This is a genomic window from Novosphingobium sp. NPDC080210, assembly GCF_050281025.1.
In the GTDB taxonomy this organism is placed as follows: domain Bacteria; phylum Pseudomonadota; class Alphaproteobacteria; order Sphingomonadales; family Sphingomonadaceae; genus Novosphingobium.
Window position 1 is genome coordinate 223,452 of record NZ_JBNNWL010000004.1, and the last position, 22,392, is coordinate 245,843.

The following is a 22,392-nucleotide window of genomic DNA, read 5'->3' on the forward strand; positions in this document are numbered from 1 at the left end:
GTTGGGCGAGATTGTTGCCGGGCCACATGTTCGGAATGCCTGCCGTCGGCACATCGCCGACCTGAAGCGCAAGGACGGTATCTGGTTCGACCACGATGCGGCCGATCACGCCTTTGCCTTTTTCGAGGAGGTGCTGAAGCTTTCTGAAGGCCAGTTCGAGGGGCAACCCTTCGAGCTCCAGCCGAGCCAGGCTTTCATCATTGGCTCATTGTTCGGCTGGAAACGCAAGGATGGCAGGCGCCGGTTCCGCCGGGCTTACATCGAGCAAGGCAAAGGTAACGGCAAATCACCCATCGCCGGCGGCATCGGCATCTATGGGATGACGGCCTGCAAGGAGGCAGGCGCCCAGATCTACGCGGCGGCCGCCAAGAAGGAGCAGGCGAACATCCTGTTCCGTGACGCGGTCAAGATGGTGCGGCAATCGCCGGCCTTGGACCGGAGGCTCAACTTCTCGGGCGGGCCAGGGCGCGAGTTTAATATCGCGCATCTGGCGAGCGGCAGCTTCTTTCGCCCGGTGTCGCGCGATACGGGAAAGACGGGTTCGGGCCCGCGGCCCTACTTTGTGCTGGCGGACGAGGTCCACGAGCTGCCCGACCGCTCGATCATCGAGATGCTGGAACGCGGCTTCAAGTTTCGCCGTGATCCGCTGCTGTTCATGATCACCAACTCGGGCTCGGACCGCAATTCCGTCGCATGGGAGGAACACGAACACGCCATTCGGGTGGCGGCTGGCAATCCCGATGCGGTGACCGACCCGACCTTTCTGGGTCAGGTCATCGACGACACCACGTTCAGCTACGTCTGCGCACTCGACGAGGGTGACGATCCGCTGACTGACCCCAGCTGCTGGATCAAGGCGAACCCGCTGCTGGGCGTTACGATCACCGAGCAGTACCTCAGCGAAGTCGTAGCCCAGGCCAAGGCAATCCCGGGACAGCTCAACGGGATTTTGCGGCTCCACTTCTGCGTCTGGACTGATGCCGAAACCGCCTGGATGGCGCGGGCAACGCTCGAGCCGCTGCTGGCGGAGTTCGAGCCGAAGCATGGCCAGCCCGTCTGGCTAGGTCTCGATCTAAGTCAGAACCGGGATTTGACCGCACTCGCGGCAGTTCAGAAAAACGGAGAGAAGGATGGCAAACCCTGCTTTGATGCCTGGGTGGAAGTCTGGACGCCGGGCGACACTCTCGCTGCCCGTAGCTTGCGGGATAAACAGCCTTACGACCTCTGGGTCGCCGACGGGTTTCTGAACGCGCCAGCCGGCGAGAACATCAGCTTTCGCCATGTGGCGCAGGCTCTGGCCGAGATGGCTTCGGACTACCGGGTCGAGGCGGTCGCATACGACCGCTACGCCTTTCGCCGGTTCGAGGAAGAAGTTGCTGAACTTGGGCTCGATCTGACCTTTGTCGAGCACCCACAGGGAGGCACCAAGCGGGCCAAACCAGCAAGCGAACTGACCGAAGGTCTGTGGATGCCGGGTTCGCTCCGGCACCTGGAAGAACTGATCCTTGAGGGCCGCATCCGCCTGAAGCGCAATCCAGTCCTCATTTCCGCAATGATGTCGGCGGTCACCGAGACCGATCGCTGGGACAACAAGTGGCTCTCCAAGCAGCGGGCCATCAACAAGATCGACGCAGCCGTCGCGCTGTGCATGGCAGTGGGGGCGGCAATGGCGGGCGACACCAGCGGCTCCATTGACGACTGGCTGAAGAGCCTCACGTCATGAACCTCTTTCAAAAGGCGCTCGGCTACATCGCGCGCTCCATCGGCCTCACCGATCCTCGGCTGGTGCAGGCGGTAGGCGGTCGCACAACCACCACCGGCGAAGTGGTCTCGACCAGCTCGGTCCTAGGGCTCGCGTCCGCCTGGGCCTGCATCAACCTGCTGGCCGGCACGATCGCTTCGCTGCCGCTCATGGTCTACCGGACCCGAGGTGGCGCGCGGACGGTCGCGACTGACCATCCGCTCTACCGCATCCTGCACGACAGCCCCAATGCCGACCAGACCGCGGTCGATTTCTGGGAGTTCATCTGCGCCTGCATTGAGCTCAACGGCAACGCCTATGCCGAGATCATCCGCGGTAGCAACGGCCGGGTAGTGGCGTTGAGTGTGCCGATCGCGCCGGAACTGATGACAGTGCGCCGTCTGCGCGACGGCAGCCTCGAGTATGAGTGGTCGGACAACGGCGTCCGGTCGGTGGTCGGCCAAGACAACATGCTTCACATCCGGGGCTTCGGCGGCAATCCGCTGGGCGGGCTCTCGACCCTCTCGTTTGGCCGGCAAACCTTCGGGCTCGCCCAAGCGATCGAGCGGGCCTCGGGGGACACGTTCCGCAACGGGGTGCGGCCCTCGGGTCTTTTAAAGACCGCCGACACGCTTACCCTCGACCAGCGGAAGATGGCCGAGGAACTGCTGCAGGAGAAGTTTGCCGGCGCGATCAATGCCGGGCGGCCCATGCTGCTCGATCGCGGGATGGACTGGGTCCAGCTCTCGATCAGCCCGGAAGATGCCCAGATGCTGCAAAGCCGGGCTTTCTCGGTCGAGGAAGTCTGCCGCTTCTTTGGTGTGCCGCCTTTCATGGTAGGTCACACGGAGAAGACGACCAGCTGGGGAACCGGCCTCGAGCAGCAGACGCTGGGGTTTCAGAAGTTCACGTTGCGTCGGCGGCTCAAACGCATCGAGCAGGCATTGGCGAAACAGCTGCTCTCCCCGGCTGACCGTCAGGCTGGCCTCGTCATTGAATTTAACCTCGAAGGCCTGCTTCGCGGCGACAGCAGCGCGCGTGCCTCCTTCTACCAGCAGATGCTGTCCAATGGCGTAATGACCATCAACGAGGTTCGCGCCCTAGAAAACCTGCCACCTGTCGAAGGCGGCGATGTCCCCCGAATGCAGATGCAGAATGTGCCCATTACGCAGGCCGGCACGAGCGTTCTGCCTGCGCTGCCGCCTGCAGATCCCGGAGCTACCCCATGAACCATCTCGATTTCGTCCTCGACACCAAGGCCGTCACGGAAGACGGACAGATCGAGGGGCTCGCGGCTGGTTACGGCAATGTCGATGCAGGCGGCGATGTCATTGTGCCCGGCGCGCTCGCCCGGTCCCTTAAAGGCCGCAAGTCGGTGCCGATGCTGATGTATCACGACCAGACCCGCCCGGCAGGCGTCTGGACCGACTTTGCCGAAAGCCGCGACGGCCTCGTCGTCAAAGGCCAGATCTCTCTGTCTTCCCGCGCTGGCCAGGAAGCCCATGCCCTAGTGCGCGACGGTGCGATCGGCGGCCTCTCGATTGGCTACCGGACCATTCGTGAGCAGCTGGTCGGCAAGACCCGGCAACTGCTCGAACTTGCCCTTTACGAAGTGAGCCTTGTCACCATCCCGATGAACGAGCGCGCGGTCATTACCAGCGTCAAATCGATCGTCGAGGATGGACGGCTCCCGACCTTGCCCGAATTTGAGAATTTCCTGCGTGAGGCAGGGTTCTCGAAAAGCCAGGCCACCGCAATCGCGGGCAAAGGCTTGGCGCCGCTGTTCCGGAGTGAGTCTGGCAGCACCCCTTCCGACTTCCTGTCGGCTTTGCAGGCGCAGCTTCGCACCTGAACCCACTCCCACACAGGACAACTATCATGAGCGATCAGAAGACCGCCGAGCAGCTTGCCGGCGAAGTGAAAGGCGTGCTCGATGCGCGCCTTGGTGAAGTCAAATCGACCCTTGATGCCAAGCACTCTGAACTGCGCGGTATTCTCGATGCCCGCCACGACGAGATCAAATCCGATCTCGAGGGCAAGCACGACAAGGTGAAGGCTCTTGCCGAAGAAGCGCTGGGCAAAGCGCAGCGCGGCGAAGACCTCTCCAACGCCACCAAGGAACTGGCAGACGAAGCGCTGACTGCGCTCAATGAAGCCAAGGCCCGGCTCGATGAAGTCGAGCAGAAGCTTGCCCGCCGCGTGGCCGACGATGCCCTGCCGGAGTTCAAGACCATCGGCGAACAGGTCGTGGCTGATGAATCCATCAAGGCCTTCCTTGGCAACAACACGGTTCGAGGCCGCGCCAGCGTGGAGGTGAAAGCGATCATTTCTGCGCTCACCACCGATGCTAATGGTTCGGCCGGCGACCTTATTGTCCCTGACCGCGCCCCTGGCATTATCATGCCCGGCCAGCGCCGTCTGACGGTGCGTGATCTGCTGACCCCGGGGCGGACGGCCAGCAATTCGGTGCAGTACGTCAAGGAAACGGGCTACGCCAATTCGGCCGCGACCGTTTCGGAAACCACGGGCCCGGCCAAACCGCAGTCCGACATCAAGTTTGATGTTCTGACCAGCAACGTCACCACCATCGCCCACTGGGTTCTGGCGACCCGCCAGATCCTCGACGATGTGCCGATGCTCCAGTCCTATATCGACGGTCGCCTGCGCTACGGTCTGGCACTGGTTGAAGAAAACCAGCTGCTTAATGGCAGCGGCACGGGCACGGATCTGGCAGGCATTTACACGCAGGCAACCGCGTTCACCCCGCCGATAACCATCCCGGCGACGGTGACCCGGATCGATGTGCTGCGTCTTGCCATGCTTCAGACCGCGCTGTCCGAACTCATGTCCACCGGAGTGGTGCTGCACCCGGCAGACTGGGCTGCGATCGAGCTCCTCAAGGACGGCCAAGGCCAGTTCATCGTGGGCAACCCGCAAGGGACGATCACGCCCACGCTCTGGGGTCAGCCGGTGGTGTCGACCCAGTCAATGGCGACGGGCAAGTTCCTGACCGGTGCCTTCCAGCTTGGCGCGCAGATCTTTGACCGCATGGATGCTGTAGTCGAGATCTCGACCGAGGATGACCAGAATTTCCGCAAGAACCTGGTCACGGTGCTTGCCGAAGAGCGTCTCGCGCTCGCGGTCTACCGCCCAGAGGCCTTCGTGAAGGGTGACTTCACGGCGGCGGCAACGGCGGCGACCAAGGTCTGATGAATGGTGAAGGGCTGGCCTCAGGGTCAGCCCTTCCAACTTGCCAAGGAGAAAGCCCATGCATTTGCAGGCACTCGATACCATTCACGTGAGCTCGGTGAGCTCGGAAAACATAACCACCGGTCAGCACTTCGAGATCGATGACCTTGCGGGTAAAAGCCTGATTGAGCGCGGTCTTGCCATCGAAGTTGATGGGCCCCCGACCGCCAAGGCTGAACCGGCTCCTGAGCCTGATGCCCCGGAAACCAATGAAGCAGCCGAACAGCCGCCGATTGCCAACAACGCCGGCGCCAACACGCGCACCAAGGTCGGCTAATGTCCGAGATCGTCACGCTCGAGCCCCCTCAGGACCGAGCCGTGACGCTCGAGGAAGCACGCCAGCAATTGCGTCTTGATGGACGCGACGAGGATCTGCTGCTGGGCGCGAAGCTCGATGCTGCCCAGGCCGAACTGGAACTGCTGACCGGGCTCAAGCTTTGTCAGCAGACCCTCGAACTGCTGCTGGAAGGCTGGCCGCAGGAGATCATCGTCCCGGTCCGACCGGTGACTGTTGCCGAGATCCGTTACACAGCGGCAAATGGCGTGGAGGTAACCCTGCCCGAAGGCGATTATGTTGCCCGGCGGCGCAATGGGTTCACCCGTATCCGTCCGGCTTCTGGCAAAGTGTGGCCTCAATTGGCTGATGACGGCTTGATCCGCATCACTTTGTCGGCCGGGCTTGCCGATACCGACCCCGATCTCCAGATCGCCCGTGCTGCAATCCTCGTCAAAACCGCATCAATGTTTGAAAACCGTGAAGGAGCGCCCTGTCTCGCCTTCGATACGCTGGTGGGTCAGCTCCAATGCCGCTGGATCTAGCCTCTAAGTTAGACACCCGGATCCGCATCGAGCGCAAGGTGGTAAGTCAAGACCCACAATACGGCACCGAGCAGGTTACCTGGGCCGAATTTGCCTGCGTCTGGGCCGAAGTGAAGGACATTCTGCCCTCTCGGGCCGAGCGTCTCGCCGACAGTATCCAGATCGGCCGCCGTCCGACCCGCATCCGCATCCGGTATCTTCCGGGATTGGCCGCAGACATGCGGATCATCATCGATAATCGCACCCACCAGATCATTTCCGGCCCGGCAATGCTGGGGCGCCGAGAGGCCATGGAGATCATAGCCGAAGAACTCTCAACGGAAGGAGCGGCGCTATGACCATCAGGCTCAAGGGCGGTCCCGAACTGCTGCGTCTGCTCGATGAACTGCCCAAAAACCTCGAGCGCAACGTTATCCGCGGCGGTCTGCGGGCCGGGGCCAAGGTCATTCAGCAGCAGGCCAAGGCCAATGTCCCAGTTCGCACCGGCAAGCTCAAGAAAGCGATAGGGATCGGCACCCGAACCGACGGATCGAAGCTCTCGTCCTACGTCAAACTGCGCGGGAGCGGCTCTTATCTCGGCCTCTTCGTCGAATATGGCGTTGCGCCCCACCTGATCTCGGTGTCCGAGGCCGACAAGCCGGTGCGTCAGACCCGGCATGGCCCTCGTGCGGTCTCGATAGGCACGATGAACAAGATGCTGAAGCGCGGCAGCCTCAAGATCGGCGAGAACTTCGTCGGGCCCGTCGTCATGCACCCCGGGCACGCACCTAGGCCGTTTCTGCGCCCGGCGCTCGACCAGAAGGCGGAAGAAGCCGTCAATGCAATGGGCGCTTACATCGCCCACCGCGTCCAGATTGGCGATCTTCGTGCCCCGACCCTTGAGGTCGATGACGAATGAACGGGGTCATTGTCGTCCGCTCGCTCCTGGTGGCCGACACCGGGCTGACGGCGCTCGTCACGGAGGCAAGGATCGCGGCTGGTAGCCTGCCGCAAGGCACAGAGCTCCCAGCAATCTCGCTGATCTCGGTCAGCAGCGTTGATCGCAATATCCCCGCACCGGGCTCAAAGCGCCGGGTCACCGAGCGGGTCCAGGTGACTGTGCTGGCGCGCACCTATCCCGAAACCAAGTCCATTCTTGCCGCCATCCGCAGGGCTGCCGCCGACCAGATGCCTGCAATCGACGGGCTTACCGACGTCACCGTGCACACCGATTCCGCCGGGCCTGACTTCCTCGACGAGGAGACCGGCATCCACATGCAAAGCCAAGATTTCCGCGTTGCATTCAACGAGGCGCGTTGAGGCCTCACCTTCACAAGGACCTAGACTATGACCGTTCGGACTTCCGCTGGCACCACTCTGAAGGTGTCGGCCTCTACCCCTGCGACCTTTGATGCCACCGGATATAATGCGCTGACCATGACGACGGTCGGCGAAGTCTCCGACCTCGGTGAGTTCGGCCGCGAGTTCAATCTTGTGACCTTTAACCCAGTCGGCAGCCGCGGCGTCGTCAAGAAGAAGGGCAGCTTTAACCAGGGCACGATGCAGATCCAGCTTGGTCTCGACACTGATGATGCTGGCCAGATCCTGCTGAAATCCGCCTCGATCTCGGATGCCGATCACAGCTTCCTCGTCACCACCCAGAACGGCGACAAGTACTACTTCCAGGCGCAGGTCATGAGCTTCAAGGTCAACGTGGGTTCGGTCGATCAGATCACGACCGCTACGGTGGCACTCGAGCTCACCACCAATTCCGCCGGTGTGGGCATCGTTGAAGTTCTCGCTCCCTGATCCCTGACACCCTGACGGAGATATCCCATGTTTGACATCACCACACTTGCCGCGACCGACACCTCGACCCTCGAACTGGTCGGCGGCGACGATGCCCCGCTTTTCGATGAAAAGGGCAAACGCCTCTCGATCACGGTCTATGGACCGGGCTCGAAGGTCTACCAGCGCGCGCAGGCCCGTCAGCAGAACCAGCTGATGGACAAGATCAAGAAGCGTGGGAAGATGGACCAATCGGCCGAGGAAAAGCTCGCCGAACAGTCTGATTTCCTCGCTGCCTGCACGGTCAGCTTCAACGGATTTACCTATCCGCCCGCTGATGGGCTCGAAGGCCAAGAACTGTTCCGCAAGGCCTATGCCGATCCATCGATCGGGTTCATTGCGACGCAAGTTGCCGCCCACATCAACGACTGGGCAAATTTTACGAAGAGCTCGGCCGAGAGCTGAGCCTTTACGTCCGCCAACTGGCGTGGCTCGGCACGGCGCCCAAGCCGCGCTCCAACAAGCATACCAAGCCGGACACTGACGCTGAGCCGCTGACCCGGCTGCAGCGGATGACGATCGATGACATAGCCCCTGATTTCCCAACAATTCGCACCCCATGGGTAATCGACTGGCTGATGGAAGTCGGACCGACTGATCCCGGCGCGATGGGCGCAGTGCCCGTCTCATGGGGCTCCATTGAACACTGGCAGCACTGCATGGGGCATGACCTGCCGCCGTGGGTCGTCAGACTGCTGCGCCGCCTATCAGTCGAGTTCGTCGCAGAAACCGTCCGCGCCCGCGAACCTGACTGTCCGCCGCCCTGGACGGCCACCTCCAGCCTCAACCGGGATGAAGTCTCCCGGAAGGTCACCAATGCCTTCCGGGCGATGATGCTGTCGAAGGGAGAACAGCCGTGAAGGCAGGAACCCTCGAGATTGAGATGATCACCAATGTCGCGCGTCTCCAAAAGGAGATGGCCGACATGAAGCGCACGGTGGCAGGCGCGATGGGCGATGTCGCGGACTCCGCTGCCCGGGCAGACAAAGCGCTGAACGCAGTTGGCGGCGGCGGAGTTACCCGCATGGGCGGCTCGGCAAAGCTTGCCGGGCATCACGTCCAGAACCTCGTCTATCAGCTCAATGACATGGTGGTCGGCCTGTTCTCCGGACAGAAGCCGATGACCGTGTTCATGCAGCAGGGTAGCCAGATCGGGCAGATCGCCATGCAGGCCGGTGTCGGGATCGGCGGCATGGCGCGGGCGCTGGTGGGTCTCGCGGCAAGTTCGGCCGCTGCCGCGCTCACCAATCCCTATCTGCTGGCTGCAGCGGCCGCTGCCGCTCTGGCCTTCGGCGCATTCAAGATGTTCCAGTCGAGCGTCAAGCAGACCGGCGAGCTCGACAAATACGCCCAGAGCCTCGGTCTCACCAAGAAGGAGATGGAGAAGCTGGGCCCAGTCGGGATCACCGTCGGCGACACCATGAAGGGTCTCTGGAAGACCGTTTCCGACGGGCTCAGTCTCGGCTCGGTGTTCTCGACCCTCACGGACTGGGCGGTGACCGCTTTCGATGCCGTGATGCAGGTGAGCAAATACGCCATCGCTTTCATCTATGCAGGCTGGGTCGGCGGGTTCAACGCGATCAAGATTATCTGGTCATCGCTGCCGGGTGTGATCAGCGAGGCTGCCGTTGGCGCTGCAAACCTGACGATCAGCGGCGTCGAATTCATGGCAAACAAGGCGATCGCCGCGATCAACTGGCTGGTCGACCGCGTGAACCCGCTGCTCGACCGGGTCGGCCTCTCCTCGATCTCGCGGATCGAGAGCGTTGCTCTGCCACGCATGGAAAACAGCTTTGCTGGTTCCACTTCGCGCATGGGCGCCCAGGTGCGCGGCGAATTCGCCTCTGCCTTTGGCGATGCCATGTCGATGATGGGCAGCTTCTCGGCCAAGTGGCGCGAGAATACCATCGCGGCGGCCAAGGCGCGGCTCGCTGCGAAGGCGGACGAAATCCGCGGCGACAAGACCGACAAGGCTGCCAAAGGTCCCAAGACGACCGAGGCAGAAAAGGCGCTCAAGGCAGCCCAAGACTTTGCCCGCAATCTCGAGATCGAGACGGCCAAGATCGGCAAGACCCCGATTGAGATCAAGCGCATGGAAGTCGCGATGGCGGCCCTGAAAGCCCCGACCGACGAAGCTCGTCTTGCCATCCTACAGGCTGGCGAAGCCTGGGAGCAGGCAACCAAGGCGCAGGCTGAGAAAGAGTTCATCCGCAACAGCGTTGCCCCGCTCGAACTGCAGGTCGCGATGCTGGACAAGTCGACCAAGGCGCAGGCGCTCGCCAATCTGGAAGCCGAGAAAGAGCAGATCGTCCTCGAGCGCGGGGCCGCCGCCTGGGAGCGATACCGGGCCGCCAAGACAGCGCTCATCGAGGCGGATTTCGCGCAGAAGGGCCAGGAGGACTATCTCAAGAGCCTCGAGGATATGGTTTCGGCAACCGAACAAGCCGCGCGCGGCATGGCCGATGCATTCGGCTCGGTCGGCGGTGCTATCGGCGGCATCACTGTCGAGATCACCCGCTTTGCCTCCGAGCAGGTAGCTGCCGCCAAGCGCGTGGCCGATGCGGAACGCGAATACGGCAAGACCTCGTTCCAGTATGCCGATGCACGCACCGCGCAGGCCTCGGCCGAAATCAACCACTATGGCAACCTCGCTTCGGCCGCGAAGGGGTTCTTCAAGGAGGGTTCCGACGGCTACAAAGCGCTGCTCGCCGCCGAGAAGGTGTTCCGCGCTTTCGAACTGGCCATCGCCATCAAGAATGCAGCGGTGAAAATCGGGCTCATCGGCGCGCAGACCGCGGCCAAGGTCACCAGCGATACCGCCATGGCCGCCTCCGACACGGCACGTGCCGGGGTCGAACAGGGCAACTCGATCATCACGACCGGCATCAAGGCGGTCGAAGCAGTGGTGAACGCGATCCGCTCGCTGCCGTTCCCGCTCAACATTGCCGCAGGCGCCATCACGGCCGGTGTCATCGCCTCGCTGGGTGTTGCGATCGGCGGTGCATTCGGCGGCTCGCAGAAGCTGCCCGCAGCCAATGAAGGGACCGGGACTGTCTTCGGCGATGCCAGCGCCAAGTCCGAGAGCATCGCCAAGTCACTCGATCACCTGCGCGAGGTCGATACCCTGACCATGCGATACTCGGCTGCCATGCTGGCCGCCTTGAAGAACATCGAGGCCAATATCGGCGGGCTCACCAACCTCATCATCCGCACCGGCGGGATCGAAGCTTCGGCAGCGGGAGTTCAGACCGGCACAAAGCTGACGGGCCTGCTGGGCGCGACCACCTCAGTGCTGACCAGCGTCTCGAACTTCGTGGGCTCCAAGACCGGATCGCTGATTGGTGCAGGCATTGGCATGGCTATCGCCGGGCCTATTGGCGCGGCGATAGGGTTTCTTGGCGTCAAGCTGCTCGGCGGCCTTGGCAAGGTGCTTGGTAGCATCGTCAATGCGCTTTTCGGCACCAAAACCAGCATTGTCGGTCAGGGCATCTATGGCGGAGCGCAGTCGCTAGGCTCGATCCTCTCGGGCGGCTTCGATGCGAGCTATTACTCCGACATCAAGAAGACGAAGAAGTTCTTCGGGATCAGCGTCGGCTCAAGCTATTCGACCCAGTATTCTGCGGCGAGCGCGGAACTGGAGCAGCAGTTTGGCCTTATCTTCCTGGGCTTCTACGACGCCATCTCGGCAGCGGCAGGCCCGCTGGGCCTCTCGCTCGACGAGGTACAGGCACGGTTAAACGGCTTCGTCATCGACATCGGCAAGATTGATCTGAAGGGCCTGACCGGTGACCAGATCCAGGAGAAGCTGACCGCGATCTTCGGTGCGGCCGCCGACAATCTCGCCCGCTATGCCGTGCCCGGCCTCGAGCAGTTCCAGAAGGTCGGCGAAGGCTACTTCGAAACGCTGGTCCGTGTGGCTTCCAGCATCGAGGCGGTAACCTCGTCGCTGAGCCTGCTGGGCACCTCGGTTGAGGGGCTTTCACTCTCGGCTAAGGTGAACCTCTTTGACCTGTTCGGCTCGGCTAGCGACATGGCCTCCGCCACCGGTGACTATTTCTCGCTGTTCTACACCAAGGCTGAACAGGCAGCTGCCCGGACGGCGCAGGTGGCTAAGATCTTCGAGAGCCTTGGCCTGACCCTGCCTGACAGCATCACGGGTTTCCGAGCGCTGGTCGAGGCGCAGGATCTCACCACCGAGGCGGGCCGCGCAGCTTATGTTGCGCTGATCCAGCTTGCGCCGGCCTTTGCCGAAGTGATTGGCGCGGCGCAGGATGCGGCAAGTGCGGCCGCCATTGCGGACGAACGCCTGTCGCTCGAACGCCAACTGCTTGAGTTGCAGGGCGATACGGCTGCGCTACGGGCGTTGGATCTGGCTCAGCTTGATGCGTCCAACCAGGCGCTGCAGCAGCAGATCTGGGCGCTCCAGGATCAGCAAAAGGCGGCCGATGAAGCGGCCGCCGCTGCGGAGAAACTCCGCTCAGCATGGAGCCAGATCACCGACAGCCTGCTTTCCGAGGTCGCGCGTATCCGCGGAACCATGGATGGCGGGACCAAGAGCTACGCCCAAGCGCTCACCGAGTTCAATGCGGCAACCCTTGCGGCACGAGCCGGTGATCAGGAGGCGGCCAAGTCGCTCCCGGGCCTCAGTCAGAACCTTTTGACTGTTGCCGCTGATGCTGCGACCTCGGCGCAGGATCTGGCCCGCATTCAGGGCCAGACGGCGGCCAGCCTTGAGCAGACTGTGGCGATCATCAATGCCATGGCGGGTCTCAGCACAGACACGGCAACCGCTGCGGCCGCTGCTTCAACTTCACCCAGTTGGTGGGAGCAGTTTGCGAGTACCCAGACCGCGACAGCGACGTCTGCCGCCAATGACAGCGCGACCGTGCTGATCGATGGGCTCGCAGCACTCAAACAGGAGCTCTCGGATCTGCGCGACGAGCAGCGGATTGCGTCGGCAACTATTGCCTCGGGCACGAGCAAGACCGCTCGTATCCTTGAGCGGGTGACGCCGGATGGCGACGCGCTGGCGGTGAGGACGGCGGCATGAAGCTCATCCGTCCGACCACGCTGACGGATGCGATGCTCACCAGCAGCACTGCGCCCGAGAACGACTACGCGGTGTGGAGTTCAGGCACGGCCTATGCAGTTGGTGCCCGGGTCATCCTGACCTCGACGCATCGCAAGTATGAGGCCTTGGCAGCTTCCACCGGCGTAAACCCGGCGAGCGATCCGACCAAATGGCTGGATCTCGGACCGACAAACCGCTGGGCCATGTTCGATGCGCGCGTGGGTACGGCCACAACCCGCACCAGTAACTTGCAGGTGGTTCTCGCGCCCGGCGCAACCGACGGTGTGGCGCTGATTGATACCGATGCCGAAAGCGCGACCGTCTCGCTCACGGTTTCCGGCACGCAGCTTTATTCGAAGTCTCAGAGCTTCAATGTCGGCGGCACCGCCATCGACAACTGGTTCAGCTGGTTCTTCGAGCCGGTTGGCCGCAAATCCAGCCTGCTGTTCCTCGATGTACCGGTCTACGAGGCAGGCGTCCTCACTGTCACCGTTGCCCGCGACAACCCGGCAGATATCGTCTCCTGCGGCACGCTGCTGGTCGGCCGCCAGTTTACGATTGGCGATACCGAGCATGGCGCGGACATCGGGATCATCGACTACTCCCGAAAGGAGACCGACCAGTTCGGGGTGACATCGGTGGTCGAGCGCGCCTTTGCCAAGCGCATGACCGCCCGAGTGGTCATGCAGACCAGCGCCATTGACGATGTCCACCGCAACCTTGCCGCGCTGCGGGCAAGCCCGGTCCTGTGGATCGGTTCGGAGAGCTTCGAGAGCCTCACCGTCTACGGCTTCTACAAAGAATTCTCGATCGACCTTGCCTATCCGACGGTCAGCTACTGCAGCCTGACCATCGAAGGGCTCACCTGATCCACCCCGAGGGGTAATTTCATGCCTATCACAGCATTGCCCACGCCGCCGTCCCGGACGGACGCGGCGAACTTCTCTGCGCGTGCGGACGCCTTCCTCGGCGCGCTGCCGACCTTCGGCACCGAAGCCAATGCTCTGGCGGTCGAGGTCAACGGTTACGCGACCAACGCGGCCGCCAGCGCCTCAACGGCGGTCAACGCGCCGGGCACCAGCGCCACCAGCACCACCTCGCTCGCCATCGGCACCGGCTCCAAATCCCTGACCGTCCAGACTGGGAAGGCCTTCGTCGTTGGCCAATGGGTGACCATAACCAGCACGGCGACGCCGACCAACTGGATGCATGGCCAAATCACCGCCTACACCAGCGGCACTGGTGCGCTCGTCGTGAATGTGGCGATGGTGGGTGGCAGTGGCACGATAGCATCCTGGACTGTGGCGCTCTCCGCGCCTTCGGTTTCCGGCAATGCCGTGCTTACCACCAGCTCCTATGCAGATCCCGCCTGGCTAACCTCACTGTCCGGCGGCAAAATTACGGGCACGGTAGCCGTGGCCAATGGCGGAACCGGCGCACCCGATGCGCCAACCGCTCGCAGCAATCTGGGGCTGGTCATCGGCAGTGATGTCCAGGGTTATAGCGCCAATCTCGCCTCCTGGTCCGGCAGGTCGGTTCCCACCGGTGCAGTTGTCGGGACGACAGATAGCCAGACGCTTTCCAACAAGACGATCTCGGGTGCGGCCAGCGGCTCCTCCGTCAATGATGCGGGCGGTTCGGCCTGGGCGATCGGTTTTCGCGAAGTACCTCAGAATACCCAGAGCGCGTCCTACCAGCTGGTCGCGGCTGACAATGGCAAGCACATCTATTCGCTCAATTCCGCAGCCCAGACCATCACTGTGCCCCCAAATGGCACTGTCGGCTTCCCGCTCGGAACAACCGTCACCATCGTCAACAATGGCGGCGCTGCCATCACGATCGCGCAGGGTTCCGGCGTGACCCTCTGCCAAGCCGGCACCACCAGCACGGGCAACAGGACGCTCGCCGTGCGCGGCCTGGCCACGCTGATCAAGGTCGAAGCCAACGTCTGGTTCGTTTCCGGCACGGGGATTAGCTGATGTCCGGCGTGCTTGGGGTCTTACTCGGATCAGGAGGCGACGAGCGGCAGATCGATCTGCCCGTCAACTACTACTCGTGGGGCGACAAATACAGCGCCGGAGAACAGTATGGCGCTGATGGCGGTTATTTCACGTCACTTGGTGGCGGGGCTTTCATGCCTGCCACTTGGCAAGGTCGCGTTATCCGCGCGATTGCCCATGAGTATGATTTTTACGCCGCTTCGTCGCGGACGCTGATCGGTCTCGACGGATACGGTTTGACGCCCGAGCCCAGCCGTTTGCGCATCAACGGTACGGTCTATCTCTTGAGCGCAGGCTCGGTTTCCTGGGCGACCTACGTCACCGGGATCACCTTCAGTCCATCGCCAACCAACACTATCAACTGGACGTCGCATGGGCTTGCAGTCGGCGATCCGATCCAGTTCTATTGCAGCGGCGGCATGCCCAGCGGACTGACTGCGTTCACCATCTACTATGTCCAGTCGGTGGTCAGTGCGAGCGCGTTCAAGATCGCGGCCACTCCCGGCGGGGCGGCGCTCAGCTTCACAGGCTCGGGCTCTGGCACGCGCTACGGCTACAAGAACCCGATCACAGCTTATCAAGCCAACGGTACGCTGAGCGGCAACGTCTTTGCCTGCATGCTGCCGCGCACCGCCACGATCACCATCGCCACTCCGGCGACGGTCACTTCAGCAGGTCACGGACTGACAAACGGCAAGCGGGTCCAGTTCACGACCTCCGGAGCGCTTCCGGCCGGAATCTTCGCCAACACAACCTACTTCGTCGTCAACGCCGCGACCGACACGTTCAACCTCTCCGCGACCCAGGGTGGCGCCGCGATCAGCACATCGGGCGGCCAGTCCGGCAGCCATGTTGTGCGCGAGGTTGTCTCGGTCACGGTCAGCTAGAGGAAAACAGGACATGCAGGCAGATCGCAGGCCGACGGTCACCGACGAGGTGATCGCGATCAACGACGACCTCGAGATCAACTACGGGGTGTTCAAGAACGACTTCACTTTTCGCCGGCCAGCAAACTCGTGGAGGCTTTGGCCGATGCTGGACTTTGTGCCGCCCCGTCTCAATGCCACCATCGCCGAGATGCACGAGGCTGGTGTCGCTTGGACCCTGTGCGAGCATGTGTCGATCTGCATCAACGGATGGGCCGAATACGTGTTCGAAGGGCCGGATGGCCCTATCACGCAAGCCTGGACGCCCGGCTGCCACAACGTCGAGAACGGCGGCGGTTATCTGCCTGCCGGCGAGTTCACCCGCCACTTCCACGACGACTTCACGCTGTGCTGCGTGGTGCAGAAATTGAAGCGGTCGCCGGGTGTTCAGTACCGTTTGGAGGTGCTGACTGAGCCTCACGTGCTAAGCGAGCCCGCGCTGTTCGTCCACTACGCCACCGGCCCACGCCAGCGGGAGACCGACTTCAATCCGATGCCGGGCCACGCTGTCGATCTCGCGCCCGGTGACATCGCCATCATCGGCTCGATCCGCTGAGACCTCCCATGCCCGAACAAGACCCCGCCGTGGAAATGGCACTGATCCGTGCTGACCTCGAAGCCGTCCAGGCGGAGCTCAAGGCCGTGCGCAAGGAACTGAAAGACCTGCTTGACGCCTGGAACACGGCCACCGGCGTTGTGCGCTTCGTCAAATGGCTATCGACCCTGGTTGCGGCGATCGCGGTGATCACTGCCGCCTTCAAAGGCTTCTCAGGCCGCTAACCTCCCAAAGGAGAGAACCCATGAACCCGCTACCGCCAGCCTATAGCTGGCTCGATGACTTGCATCCTCTGCCCAAAATGGTGGCGGAGGCCCGAAAGCTTTACGGCACTGTCGAGGCGCAGGGCTCCGCCGATAATCCGGTGATCCTCAGCTGGGCCAAGGAACTGGGGCTCGCCAAGGTCTACAACCATGACGAGATCCCCTGGTGTGGCCTCTTCGCTGCCATCGTCGCCAAGCGTGCAGGAAAGGCGCTGCCAAGCCAGCCACTTTGGGCGAGGAGCTGGGTCAACTTCGGCAAGGACGGGAGCGCAAAGCCGCAGCTCGGCGATGTGCTCGTGTTCCGGCGTGGTGAGGTCTCCGGCCATGTCGGGCTCTACATCGGCGACGACTATGGGGCTTTTCATGTGCTTGGCGGAAACCAGTCCGACGGCGTGACCATCACCCGCATTGCCAAGGATCGCTGCATCGCGGTCCGCCGTCCCGTCTACAAGGCTGCACCCGCAACAGCAAAGCCAGTAGAACTGGCAGCAACCGGTGCGCTCTCCACCAACGAAGCCTGACCCAACCATCCGTTGCACATTGCAGATGGATCATCCCGCCCGCCTTTTGGCGGGTTTTTTATTGGAGAAGTGACATGGAAGATCTCAAACCCTGGTGGACCTCGAAGGCTATCTGGACCGGCGTCATTGGCAGCCTCTGGGGCTTTGCCGGTACGCTCGGTATCCTGCCCGCTGGGCTGGATCAGGCTGACGTCCTGACTGTGGTCCTAGCGCTGACCGGTATCGGCGGCGTTCTGTTCCGCAAGACGGCGACTGCCCGCATCGGTTGACCTCAATGGCGGGAGCTGCGGCTCCCGCCACTCTCCTTTCCAATCAGGTGCAGGCATGACCAGGCTGACCATTCGCCGGGGCGGCACCAAGCGCGTGCGCGCCACCTTTTTTGCCGACCAGAGCGCGGGGCTAGCTCGTGATCTTTCCGGGCTCACGCTCATGGTCATCGATCAGAGCCCGAACATTGCGCCGCCCGCACTTTCAATCCTGACCCCAGCTTCGGGCGGGCAAATCGAAGTGCTGTGGAGCGACGAGCAGACTGCGTCACTTGCGCCCGGAGCTGGCAAGGTCTGGCTGACGCTGGGCTTTGAGAATGACAGCGGGGAGCGTGAGGTCCTTCCGACCCTCACGTTTGATGTTGAATGACGGCCGCGCTTCAAATCGTCGAGGCGGTCCAGACCATCCTCGTCGAGAGCGACGGCACGAGCATCACCCTCGATGTCTCGAACGCCGGGATCTCCGGCCCACGCGGGCTCACCGGACCACAGGGGCCTCCGGGTCCACCCGGGCCGCTGAGTGCGCTGACCGATCTCAGCGATGTCGATCTCGCCACGCCCGAGGGCGGCGACGTCCTCACCTACTCATCCCCCACCAACACATGGATCAACGAGAAAGCGACCAGACTGGTCGACGGAGGTAATTTCTGATGGCCAATACCCTGCGCATCAAGCGGCGGGCTGCAGGCGGTGCGGCCGGCGCTCCGGCTTCGCTTGCCAATGCTGAACTCGCGTTCAACGAACAGGACAACACCCTCTATTACGGCACCGGCACCGGCGGCGCTGGCGGCACCGCGACCTCGGTCATCGCGATCGGCGGCTCGGGGGCTTTCGTGGCAACGACTGGCGCCCAGACCATCGCCGGAGCCAAGACCTTCAGCTCGACGATCTCGGGCTCGATTGATGGCAATGCAGGAACGGCTACCAAGCTGGCCACAGCGCGCACTTTCACAATCACGGGTGACGGCACCGGGTCTGCGACCTTTGATGGTTCGGCCAATGCGGGAATTGCGCTGACCCTAGCCAGCTCGGGCGTGACAGCGGGCAGTTATGGCTCGGCTACGCAGGTTGGTCAGGTCACAGTCGATGCCAAGGGGCGCGTGACGGCCGCCAGTAATGTTGCGATCACGTTCCCGGTGACTTCGGTTGCTGGCCGGACGGGCGCAATCACGCTCTCGACCAGCGATGTTGCGGAAGGCACCAACCTCTACTTCACTGATGCCAGGGTGCGGGCGAACCGGCTCGACCAGTTGGCTGCCCCCACGGCTGCCGTTGCGCTAAACAGTCAGCGCATCACGGGTCTCGCTGATCCAACAGCGGCGCAGGATGCTGCCACCAAGAACTACGTCGATCTTACCGTCCAAGGTCTTGACCCTAAGGCCTCGGTCAAGGCGGCGTCGACGGCCAACATCGCATCGCTCTCCGGGACGATGACGATCGACGGCGTAGCGCTCGCGGCCGGCGACCGCGTACTCGTGAAGGACCAGACGACGACTTCGGCAAATGGTGTCTATGTCGTGGCGGCCGGCGCCTGGGCTCGTTCCGAAGACCTCTCGACCTGGGCAGAGCATGTCGCAGCCTATCTGTTCGTTGAGCAGGGCACGGTGAACGCAGACGTTGGCTTCCTGTGCACAGTGGATGCGGGCGGCACGCTCGGGACGACTGCGATCACCTTTGTCCAGTTCAACGGCGCCGGGCAGATCGTTGCCGGTGCGGGTCTCACCAAGACTGGCAATACGATTGATGTGGGTGCCGGAACTGGCATCTCTGTGGCAGCCGACAGCGTGGGCCTCAGCGGTCAAGCGCTGGCGCTGCATAGCCTTGCTACCAGCGGCCTCGTTACCCGCACAGCTGCCGACACGTTCGCGGGGCGGACTATTGCGGCCGGCTCGACCAAAATTGCTGTCACCAATGGTGATGGCGTTGCCGGCAATCCGACCGTGGACGTGAACGAAGCCAACCTGACCCTCAGCAACCTCGGCGGCACGCTCGGCGTGGCAAAGGGCGGCACTGGTGCGACGACGCTCACCGGCTATATCAAGGGCAACGGAACTGCCGCATTCACCGCCTCGGCCACCATCCCCAACACCGATATCTCTGGCCTCGGCACAATGTCCACGCAGGCGGCCAATAACGTCGCGATCACCGGTGGCTCGATCGATGGCGTGACGCTGGATGGTGGAACCTTCTGATGGCGAGCACCATCCTGCTTAAACGATCATCGACCGCATCCAGCGTCCCTGCGGCCGCTTCGCTTCAGGCGGGCGAACTCGCGGTCAACCTGGCCGACCAGAAACTCTATTCGAAGACCGCAGGCGGCACCGTCGTGCAGGTAGGCTTTGGCAATCTGACCTCTGCCATGGTGACGACTGCGCTCGGCTTTACTCCCTACAATTCGACCAATCCCAGCGGCTACATCACAAGCAGTGGATCGATCACCGGCTCGTCAGGATCCTGCACTGGCAATGCCGCGACAGCGACCAAGTGGGCGACCGGGCGTACCATTGCGCTGACCGGAGATGTGACCGGCACCAGCGTCGCCTTTGACGGATCTGCGGCCCTCTCGTTCGCGACAACGCTGGCGAACTCAGGCGTCACCGCCGGAACCTACACCAAAGTCACAGTCGATGCCAAAGGTCGGGTCACGACCGGCGCTTCGCTCGCATCTTCAGATGTGACCGGAGCCCTCGGTTTAACCCCGGCCAACAAGGCCGGTGAGAGCTTCACAGGCTCGATTTCAGTGAGCGGGACGATCACCGCGACCGGCGACATTACCGCCTATTCCGATGAAACGATCAAGAGCGACATCAGGACCATCTCGGGCGCTCTGGATCTCGTCGCCAGCATGCGTGGGGTCACCTTTACCCGAAATGACACTGGGCTGCGCGGTGTCGGCGTAGTTGCCCAGGAACTGGCTGCAGTCGTCCCGGAGGCAGTGCTCGCCCACGATGATGGACTGCTCTCGGTTGCCTATGGCAATCTGGTCGGTGTCCTGATTGAGGCCGTGAAGGACCTTGCTGGCAAGGTCGAGCGCCTTGAGGGCAGAACGTGACCCTCCAGTCCTCAGGGGCGATTTCGCTCGGCAATGTAGCAACTGAGCTTGGCCGCATATCAGGCACGACGACCTCACTGGGGGAAGCGGCCGTGCGCAGCCTAGCAGGCGTGGCCTCGGGCCCAATTTCGCTGTCCAGCCTTTACGGTAAGTCCAGCGAAAGCTTCTGGCATGCGAGCCTCGGCGCGTCGGCCTTCAACTACCGGATGCTTGGCACCGACAGCAGCGGCAACGTCTATGCATGTGCCAGCACGGTCGTCTTCAAATGGAGCCGAGACGGCGCTCTGCTCTGGGCGAAGTCGCTGTCGGGCCCGTTTTTCAGCGGCGGCTGCATTGACAGCAGTGGCAATGTCTACCTCGCCGGGGGCTTCTACTCGAGTAACTACTACACCTATTTGGCGAAGCTCGACACCAATGGCGCCACCCAGTGGCAACGCAGCCTGAACGGGTCTGCCCAGGAATATTGGTACAACGCTGCGGTCGATGCATCAGGCAATGTCTATGTCCTGGGCTATACCAACTCGAGCGGCGGCTCGGGCGGATACGACCAGTACATTGCCAAATACAACAGCCTCGGAACGCTGCAGTGGCAGCGATCAAACGGCGGCTCCAGTGACGAAGTCGCGACCCAAATTGCGGTCAGCCCGGACGGCGGCCTGCTGGCGCTATCCGGCTACACACTGACCTCGACATCGGGTGGCTACGACGCACTCATCACCGTGATCTCGACCGCAACGCCTGCGCTGAGTTGGCAGCGTTCGATTGGCAGCACGGCATATGACTATGGCTACGGAGTCGCATTCGACAGCGCCAACAACATCTACTGGGTCGCCAATATCAATGGGGCTCCGTCGCTGCTCAAAATCAGCTCCGGTGCGGCGGTGCAGTGGCAGCTTGCCCTTCCGACAACCTATGGCACCGATGGGTCGGTGCAACTTGATCCGTCCGGCAACGTCTGGGTCCTTTCGGGCGGCTTTGGCACGGCTGCGATTTACAAATTCGACAGCGCCGGTTCGCTGCTTCTCGCCCGATCAGTGGTCCTGGATACGGCCACCAATTACGCCAACTCGTTCGGCTTTGGTGGTTTGGCGGTCACCTCCGCGTTCATTGTTTTTCCCTTCTACTCTGCCCTCGACTTCTCGCCTTACGGCTACACCGATATCTGCGGCGCCATCGTCAAAGTTCCGCCAGATGGCAGCAAGATGGGCACCTGGTCTGTGCCTGGCAATGGCTCAATCCAAGGTGTCACTTACAGTGCATGGTCGCCATCGATCGGGGCTTCCTATTGGGGCCTGACCTATCGGGCGTTCAGTTTTGTCGCGCGCACGCTCACCGGCGGTATTCCAGGATATGCGGCCAGCGCGGTCACTTACAGCAACACCGCGACGAATATCTGAGGCGTCCCAATGATCATTTCACATGACCGGAAAACCTTGTTTATCGGGGTCCCAAAGAATGGGTCACAGACTGCGCGTGCCGTGCTGGGACCGCTAGGCGTCGATCTGGTTGGGGAGATGGGGCGGCATCCAACGGTGCCGGAAGCGATCCGTTTGGCCGAGGCTCGGTTCCCGGGTGAGGTGATCGCCCCAACCGCCATTTATGCGTTCTGGCGGGATCCTGTTGAAAGGTTCTATTCGGCGTTAGAATTCCACAAGCGCCGCCTACCGAACTCGTTCATTCAGCTGTTTCCAGAGCGGTTTGTCGGTATCGAGCCGCACCCGCGATGGTTCGAAACTGATCCCGAGGCAATTACTCAAGATTTGCGCACGGTCATCGACAGCATTCTGCCGCTCGACATCCTTGCGGCATTGCCGCCGCCTTCTGTCCCGGGCGGCCTATCCCGGCCAAGGGCAGGCAATCTCAGTTTCTATAGGTCGCAGGCGGAATGGCTGGATAGCGCCGCTGTGACCATTTTGTCTTTTGCGGACTACGAGGCCGGGCTTAGGGCGATTGTTGATTTGTTTGGTGGGGATGGCGCATCGGTGGCGATCCCGCAGATCAATGCAGCGGCGTGCCAGATGCCCGATCTTAGCATCGCGGAAACAGAGTTGATTCTGGCCTACTACGGTGAAACCACGATCTAAGAGGGCAATTTCTAATA

The 22,392-nt window shown here is 62.2% G+C and carries 26 protein-coding genes; all 26 read left to right on the forward strand.

Annotated features, from left to right (window positions below; genetic code table 11):
• Position 1 precedes the first annotated feature (1 nt).
• The 26 genes from ACQKOE_RS12850 (at position 2) to ACQKOE_RS12975 (ending at position 22,375) form a co-directional block, all read left to right on the forward strand.
• Positions 2 to 1,723, forward strand: a complete 1,722-nt coding sequence (locus tag ACQKOE_RS12850) for a terminase large subunit (protein ID WP_427513136.1) — start codon at positions 2 to 4, stop codon at positions 1,721 to 1,723.
• Positions 1,720 to 2,970, forward strand: a complete 1,251-nt coding sequence (locus ACQKOE_RS12855; protein WP_427513137.1) for a phage portal protein — start codon at positions 1,720 to 1,722, stop codon at positions 2,968 to 2,970. Before ACQKOE_RS12850 ends, ACQKOE_RS12855 begins: the two co-directional genes overlap by 4 nt.
• On the forward strand, positions 2,967 to 3,593 hold the full coding sequence (locus tag ACQKOE_RS12860; protein WP_427513138.1) for an HK97 family phage prohead protease: 627 nt from the start codon (positions 2,967 to 2,969) through the stop codon (positions 3,591 to 3,593). Before ACQKOE_RS12855 ends, ACQKOE_RS12860 begins: the two co-directional genes overlap by 4 nt.
• Before the next feature lie 26 nt (positions 3,594 to 3,619).
• Positions 3,620 to 4,951 carry a phage major capsid protein gene (locus tag ACQKOE_RS12865; RefSeq protein WP_427513139.1) on the forward strand — a complete coding sequence of 444 codons (1,332 nt, stop codon included), beginning with the start codon at positions 3,620 to 3,622 and terminating at the stop codon, positions 4,949 to 4,951.
• Positions 4,952 to 5,009: 58 nt separating this feature from the next.
• On the forward strand, positions 5,010 to 5,267 hold the full coding sequence (locus ACQKOE_RS12870; RefSeq protein ID WP_427513140.1) for a hypothetical protein: 258 nt from the start codon (positions 5,010 to 5,012) through the stop codon (positions 5,265 to 5,267).
• A complete protein-coding gene (locus tag ACQKOE_RS12875; RefSeq protein ID WP_427513141.1) occupies positions 5,267 to 5,809 on the forward strand; it encodes a head-tail connector protein in 543 nt (180 codons plus the stop codon). The genes ACQKOE_RS12870 and ACQKOE_RS12875 overlap by 1 nt, the downstream gene beginning before the upstream one ends.
• The gene (locus tag ACQKOE_RS12880; protein WP_427513142.1) at positions 5,794 to 6,147 is read left to right on the forward strand and encodes a phage head closure protein; all 354 of its coding nucleotides are present in this window, start codon (positions 5,794 to 5,796) and stop codon (positions 6,145 to 6,147) included. Before ACQKOE_RS12875 ends, ACQKOE_RS12880 begins: the two co-directional genes overlap by 16 nt.
• Positions 6,144 to 6,707, forward strand: a complete 564-nt coding sequence (locus ACQKOE_RS12885; RefSeq protein WP_427513143.1) for an HK97-gp10 family putative phage morphogenesis protein — start codon at positions 6,144 to 6,146, stop codon at positions 6,705 to 6,707. Before ACQKOE_RS12880 ends, ACQKOE_RS12885 begins: the two co-directional genes overlap by 4 nt.
• The gene (gp17, locus tag ACQKOE_RS12890) at positions 6,704 to 7,108 is read left to right on the forward strand and encodes a tail completion protein gp17 (RefSeq protein ID WP_427513144.1); all 405 of its coding nucleotides are present in this window, start codon (positions 6,704 to 6,706) and stop codon (positions 7,106 to 7,108) included. The genes ACQKOE_RS12885 and gp17 overlap by 4 nt, the downstream gene beginning before the upstream one ends.
• 27 nt (positions 7,109 to 7,135) lie before the next feature.
• On the forward strand, positions 7,136 to 7,597 hold the full coding sequence (locus ACQKOE_RS12895; RefSeq protein WP_427513145.1) for a hypothetical protein: 462 nt from the start codon (positions 7,136 to 7,138) through the stop codon (positions 7,595 to 7,597).
• A 27-nt stretch (positions 7,598 to 7,624) separates the two neighbouring features.
• Positions 7,625 to 8,041, forward strand: a complete 417-nt coding sequence (locus ACQKOE_RS12900) for a hypothetical protein (protein ID WP_427513146.1) — start codon at positions 7,625 to 7,627, stop codon at positions 8,039 to 8,041.
• Positions 8,042 to 8,148: 107 nt separating this feature from the next.
• A complete protein-coding gene (locus ACQKOE_RS12905; RefSeq protein ID WP_427513147.1) occupies positions 8,149 to 8,496 on the forward strand; it encodes a phage tail assembly chaperone in 348 nt (115 codons plus the stop codon).
• Positions 8,493 to 12,686 (forward strand): phage tail length tape measure family protein, encoded by a 4,194-nt coding sequence (locus ACQKOE_RS12910; protein ID WP_427513148.1) that lies wholly within the window; start codon positions 8,493 to 8,495, stop codon positions 12,684 to 12,686. The genes ACQKOE_RS12905 and ACQKOE_RS12910 overlap by 4 nt, the downstream gene beginning before the upstream one ends.
• On the forward strand, positions 12,683 to 13,576 hold the full coding sequence (locus ACQKOE_RS12915) for a hypothetical protein (protein WP_427513149.1): 894 nt from the start codon (positions 12,683 to 12,685) through the stop codon (positions 13,574 to 13,576). Before ACQKOE_RS12910 ends, ACQKOE_RS12915 begins: the two co-directional genes overlap by 4 nt.
• A gap of 21 nt (positions 13,577 to 13,597) precedes the next feature.
• Entirely contained in the window at positions 13,598 to 14,686 is a 1,089-nt protein-coding gene (locus ACQKOE_RS12920) for a hypothetical protein (protein WP_427513150.1), read from the forward strand.
• Positions 14,687 to 14,694: 8 nt separating this feature from the next.
• A complete protein-coding gene (locus ACQKOE_RS12925; RefSeq protein ID WP_427513151.1) occupies positions 14,695 to 15,594 on the forward strand; it encodes a hypothetical protein in 900 nt (299 codons plus the stop codon).
• A gap of 13 nt (positions 15,595 to 15,607) precedes the next feature.
• Positions 15,608 to 16,189: a hypothetical protein gene (locus tag ACQKOE_RS12930; RefSeq protein WP_427513152.1), complete on the forward strand. Its 582-nt coding sequence runs from the start codon at positions 15,608 to 15,610 to the stop codon at positions 16,187 to 16,189.
• 8 nt (positions 16,190 to 16,197) lie between these two features.
• The gene (locus tag ACQKOE_RS12935) at positions 16,198 to 16,413 is read left to right on the forward strand and encodes a hypothetical protein (protein WP_069309505.1); all 216 of its coding nucleotides are present in this window, start codon (positions 16,198 to 16,200) and stop codon (positions 16,411 to 16,413) included.
• Between the two features lie 20 nt (positions 16,414 to 16,433).
• A complete protein-coding gene (locus ACQKOE_RS12940) occupies positions 16,434 to 16,973 on the forward strand; it encodes a TIGR02594 family protein (RefSeq protein ID WP_427513153.1) in 540 nt (179 codons plus the stop codon).
• Between the two features lie 74 nt (positions 16,974 to 17,047).
• Positions 17,048 to 17,242, forward strand: coding sequence for a hypothetical protein (locus tag ACQKOE_RS12945; RefSeq protein ID WP_427513154.1), 195 nt, complete (start codon positions 17,048 to 17,050; stop codon positions 17,240 to 17,242).
• A 55-nt stretch (positions 17,243 to 17,297) separates the two neighbouring features.
• Entirely contained in the window at positions 17,298 to 17,609 is a 312-nt protein-coding gene (locus ACQKOE_RS12950) for a hypothetical protein (RefSeq protein ID WP_427513155.1), read from the forward strand.
• A complete protein-coding gene (locus ACQKOE_RS12955; RefSeq protein ID WP_427513156.1) occupies positions 17,606 to 17,890 on the forward strand; it encodes a hypothetical protein in 285 nt (94 codons plus the stop codon). The genes ACQKOE_RS12950 and ACQKOE_RS12955 overlap by 4 nt, the downstream gene beginning before the upstream one ends.
• Positions 17,890 to 19,431 (forward strand): hypothetical protein, encoded by a 1,542-nt coding sequence (locus ACQKOE_RS12960; protein WP_427513157.1) that lies wholly within the window; start codon positions 17,890 to 17,892, stop codon positions 19,429 to 19,431. The genes ACQKOE_RS12955 and ACQKOE_RS12960 overlap by 1 nt, the downstream gene beginning before the upstream one ends.
• Positions 19,431 to 20,291 (forward strand): tail fiber domain-containing protein, encoded by an 861-nt coding sequence (locus ACQKOE_RS12965; protein WP_427513158.1) that lies wholly within the window; start codon positions 19,431 to 19,433, stop codon positions 20,289 to 20,291. The genes ACQKOE_RS12960 and ACQKOE_RS12965 overlap by 1 nt, the downstream gene beginning before the upstream one ends.
• Positions 20,288 to 21,688, forward strand: coding sequence for a hypothetical protein (locus tag ACQKOE_RS12970; protein WP_427513159.1), 1,401 nt, complete (start codon positions 20,288 to 20,290; stop codon positions 21,686 to 21,688). Before ACQKOE_RS12965 ends, ACQKOE_RS12970 begins: the two co-directional genes overlap by 4 nt.
• 9 nt (positions 21,689 to 21,697) lie before the next feature.
• Positions 21,698 to 22,375: a hypothetical protein gene (locus ACQKOE_RS12975; RefSeq protein WP_427513160.1), complete on the forward strand. Its 678-nt coding sequence runs from the start codon at positions 21,698 to 21,700 to the stop codon at positions 22,373 to 22,375.
• The last annotated feature ends 17 nt before the right edge of the window (positions 22,376 to 22,392 follow it).

Coding starts and splice junctions, on each gene's coding strand:
- ACQKOE_RS12855 (WP_427513137.1), top strand. CDS start 1,720: ATGAACCTCTTTCAAAAGGCGCTCGGCTACATCGCGCGCTCCATCGGC.
- ACQKOE_RS12860 (WP_427513138.1), top strand. CDS start 2,967: ATGAACCATCTCGATTTCGTCCTCGACACCAAGGCCGTCACGGAAGAC.
- ACQKOE_RS12865 (WP_427513139.1), top strand. CDS start 3,620: ATGAGCGATCAGAAGACCGCCGAGCAGCTTGCCGGCGAAGTGAAAGGC.
- ACQKOE_RS12870 (WP_427513140.1), top strand. CDS start 5,010: ATGCATTTGCAGGCACTCGATACCATTCACGTGAGCTCGGTGAGCTCG.
- ACQKOE_RS12875 (WP_427513141.1), top strand. CDS start 5,267: ATGTCCGAGATCGTCACGCTCGAGCCCCCTCAGGACCGAGCCGTGACG.
- ACQKOE_RS12880 (WP_427513142.1), top strand. CDS start 5,794: ATGCCGCTGGATCTAGCCTCTAAGTTAGACACCCGGATCCGCATCGAG.
- ACQKOE_RS12885 (WP_427513143.1), top strand. CDS start 6,144: ATGACCATCAGGCTCAAGGGCGGTCCCGAACTGCTGCGTCTGCTCGAT.
- gp17 (WP_427513144.1), top strand. CDS start 6,704: ATGAACGGGGTCATTGTCGTCCGCTCGCTCCTGGTGGCCGACACCGGG.
- ACQKOE_RS12895 (WP_427513145.1), top strand. CDS start 7,136: ATGACCGTTCGGACTTCCGCTGGCACCACTCTGAAGGTGTCGGCCTCT.
- ACQKOE_RS12900 (WP_427513146.1), top strand. CDS start 7,625: ATGTTTGACATCACCACACTTGCCGCGACCGACACCTCGACCCTCGAA.
- ACQKOE_RS12905 (WP_427513147.1), top strand. CDS start 8,149: ATGACGATCGATGACATAGCCCCTGATTTCCCAACAATTCGCACCCCA.
- ACQKOE_RS12915 (WP_427513149.1), top strand. CDS start 12,683: ATGAAGCTCATCCGTCCGACCACGCTGACGGATGCGATGCTCACCAGC.
- ACQKOE_RS12920 (WP_427513150.1), top strand. CDS start 13,598: ATGCCTATCACAGCATTGCCCACGCCGCCGTCCCGGACGGACGCGGCG.
- ACQKOE_RS12930 (WP_427513152.1), top strand. CDS start 15,608: ATGCAGGCAGATCGCAGGCCGACGGTCACCGACGAGGTGATCGCGATC.
- ACQKOE_RS12935 (WP_069309505.1), top strand. CDS start 16,198: ATGCCCGAACAAGACCCCGCCGTGGAAATGGCACTGATCCGTGCTGAC.
- ACQKOE_RS12940 (WP_427513153.1), top strand. CDS start 16,434: ATGAACCCGCTACCGCCAGCCTATAGCTGGCTCGATGACTTGCATCCT.
- ACQKOE_RS12945 (WP_427513154.1), top strand. CDS start 17,048: ATGGAAGATCTCAAACCCTGGTGGACCTCGAAGGCTATCTGGACCGGC.
- ACQKOE_RS12950 (WP_427513155.1), top strand. CDS start 17,298: ATGACCAGGCTGACCATTCGCCGGGGCGGCACCAAGCGCGTGCGCGCC.
- ACQKOE_RS12955 (WP_427513156.1), top strand. CDS start 17,606: ATGACGGCCGCGCTTCAAATCGTCGAGGCGGTCCAGACCATCCTCGTC.
- ACQKOE_RS12960 (WP_427513157.1), top strand. CDS start 17,890: ATGGCCAATACCCTGCGCATCAAGCGGCGGGCTGCAGGCGGTGCGGCC.
- ACQKOE_RS12965 (WP_427513158.1), top strand. CDS start 19,431: ATGGCGAGCACCATCCTGCTTAAACGATCATCGACCGCATCCAGCGTC.
- ACQKOE_RS12975 (WP_427513160.1), top strand. CDS start 21,698: ATGATCATTTCACATGACCGGAAAACCTTGTTTATCGGGGTCCCAAAG.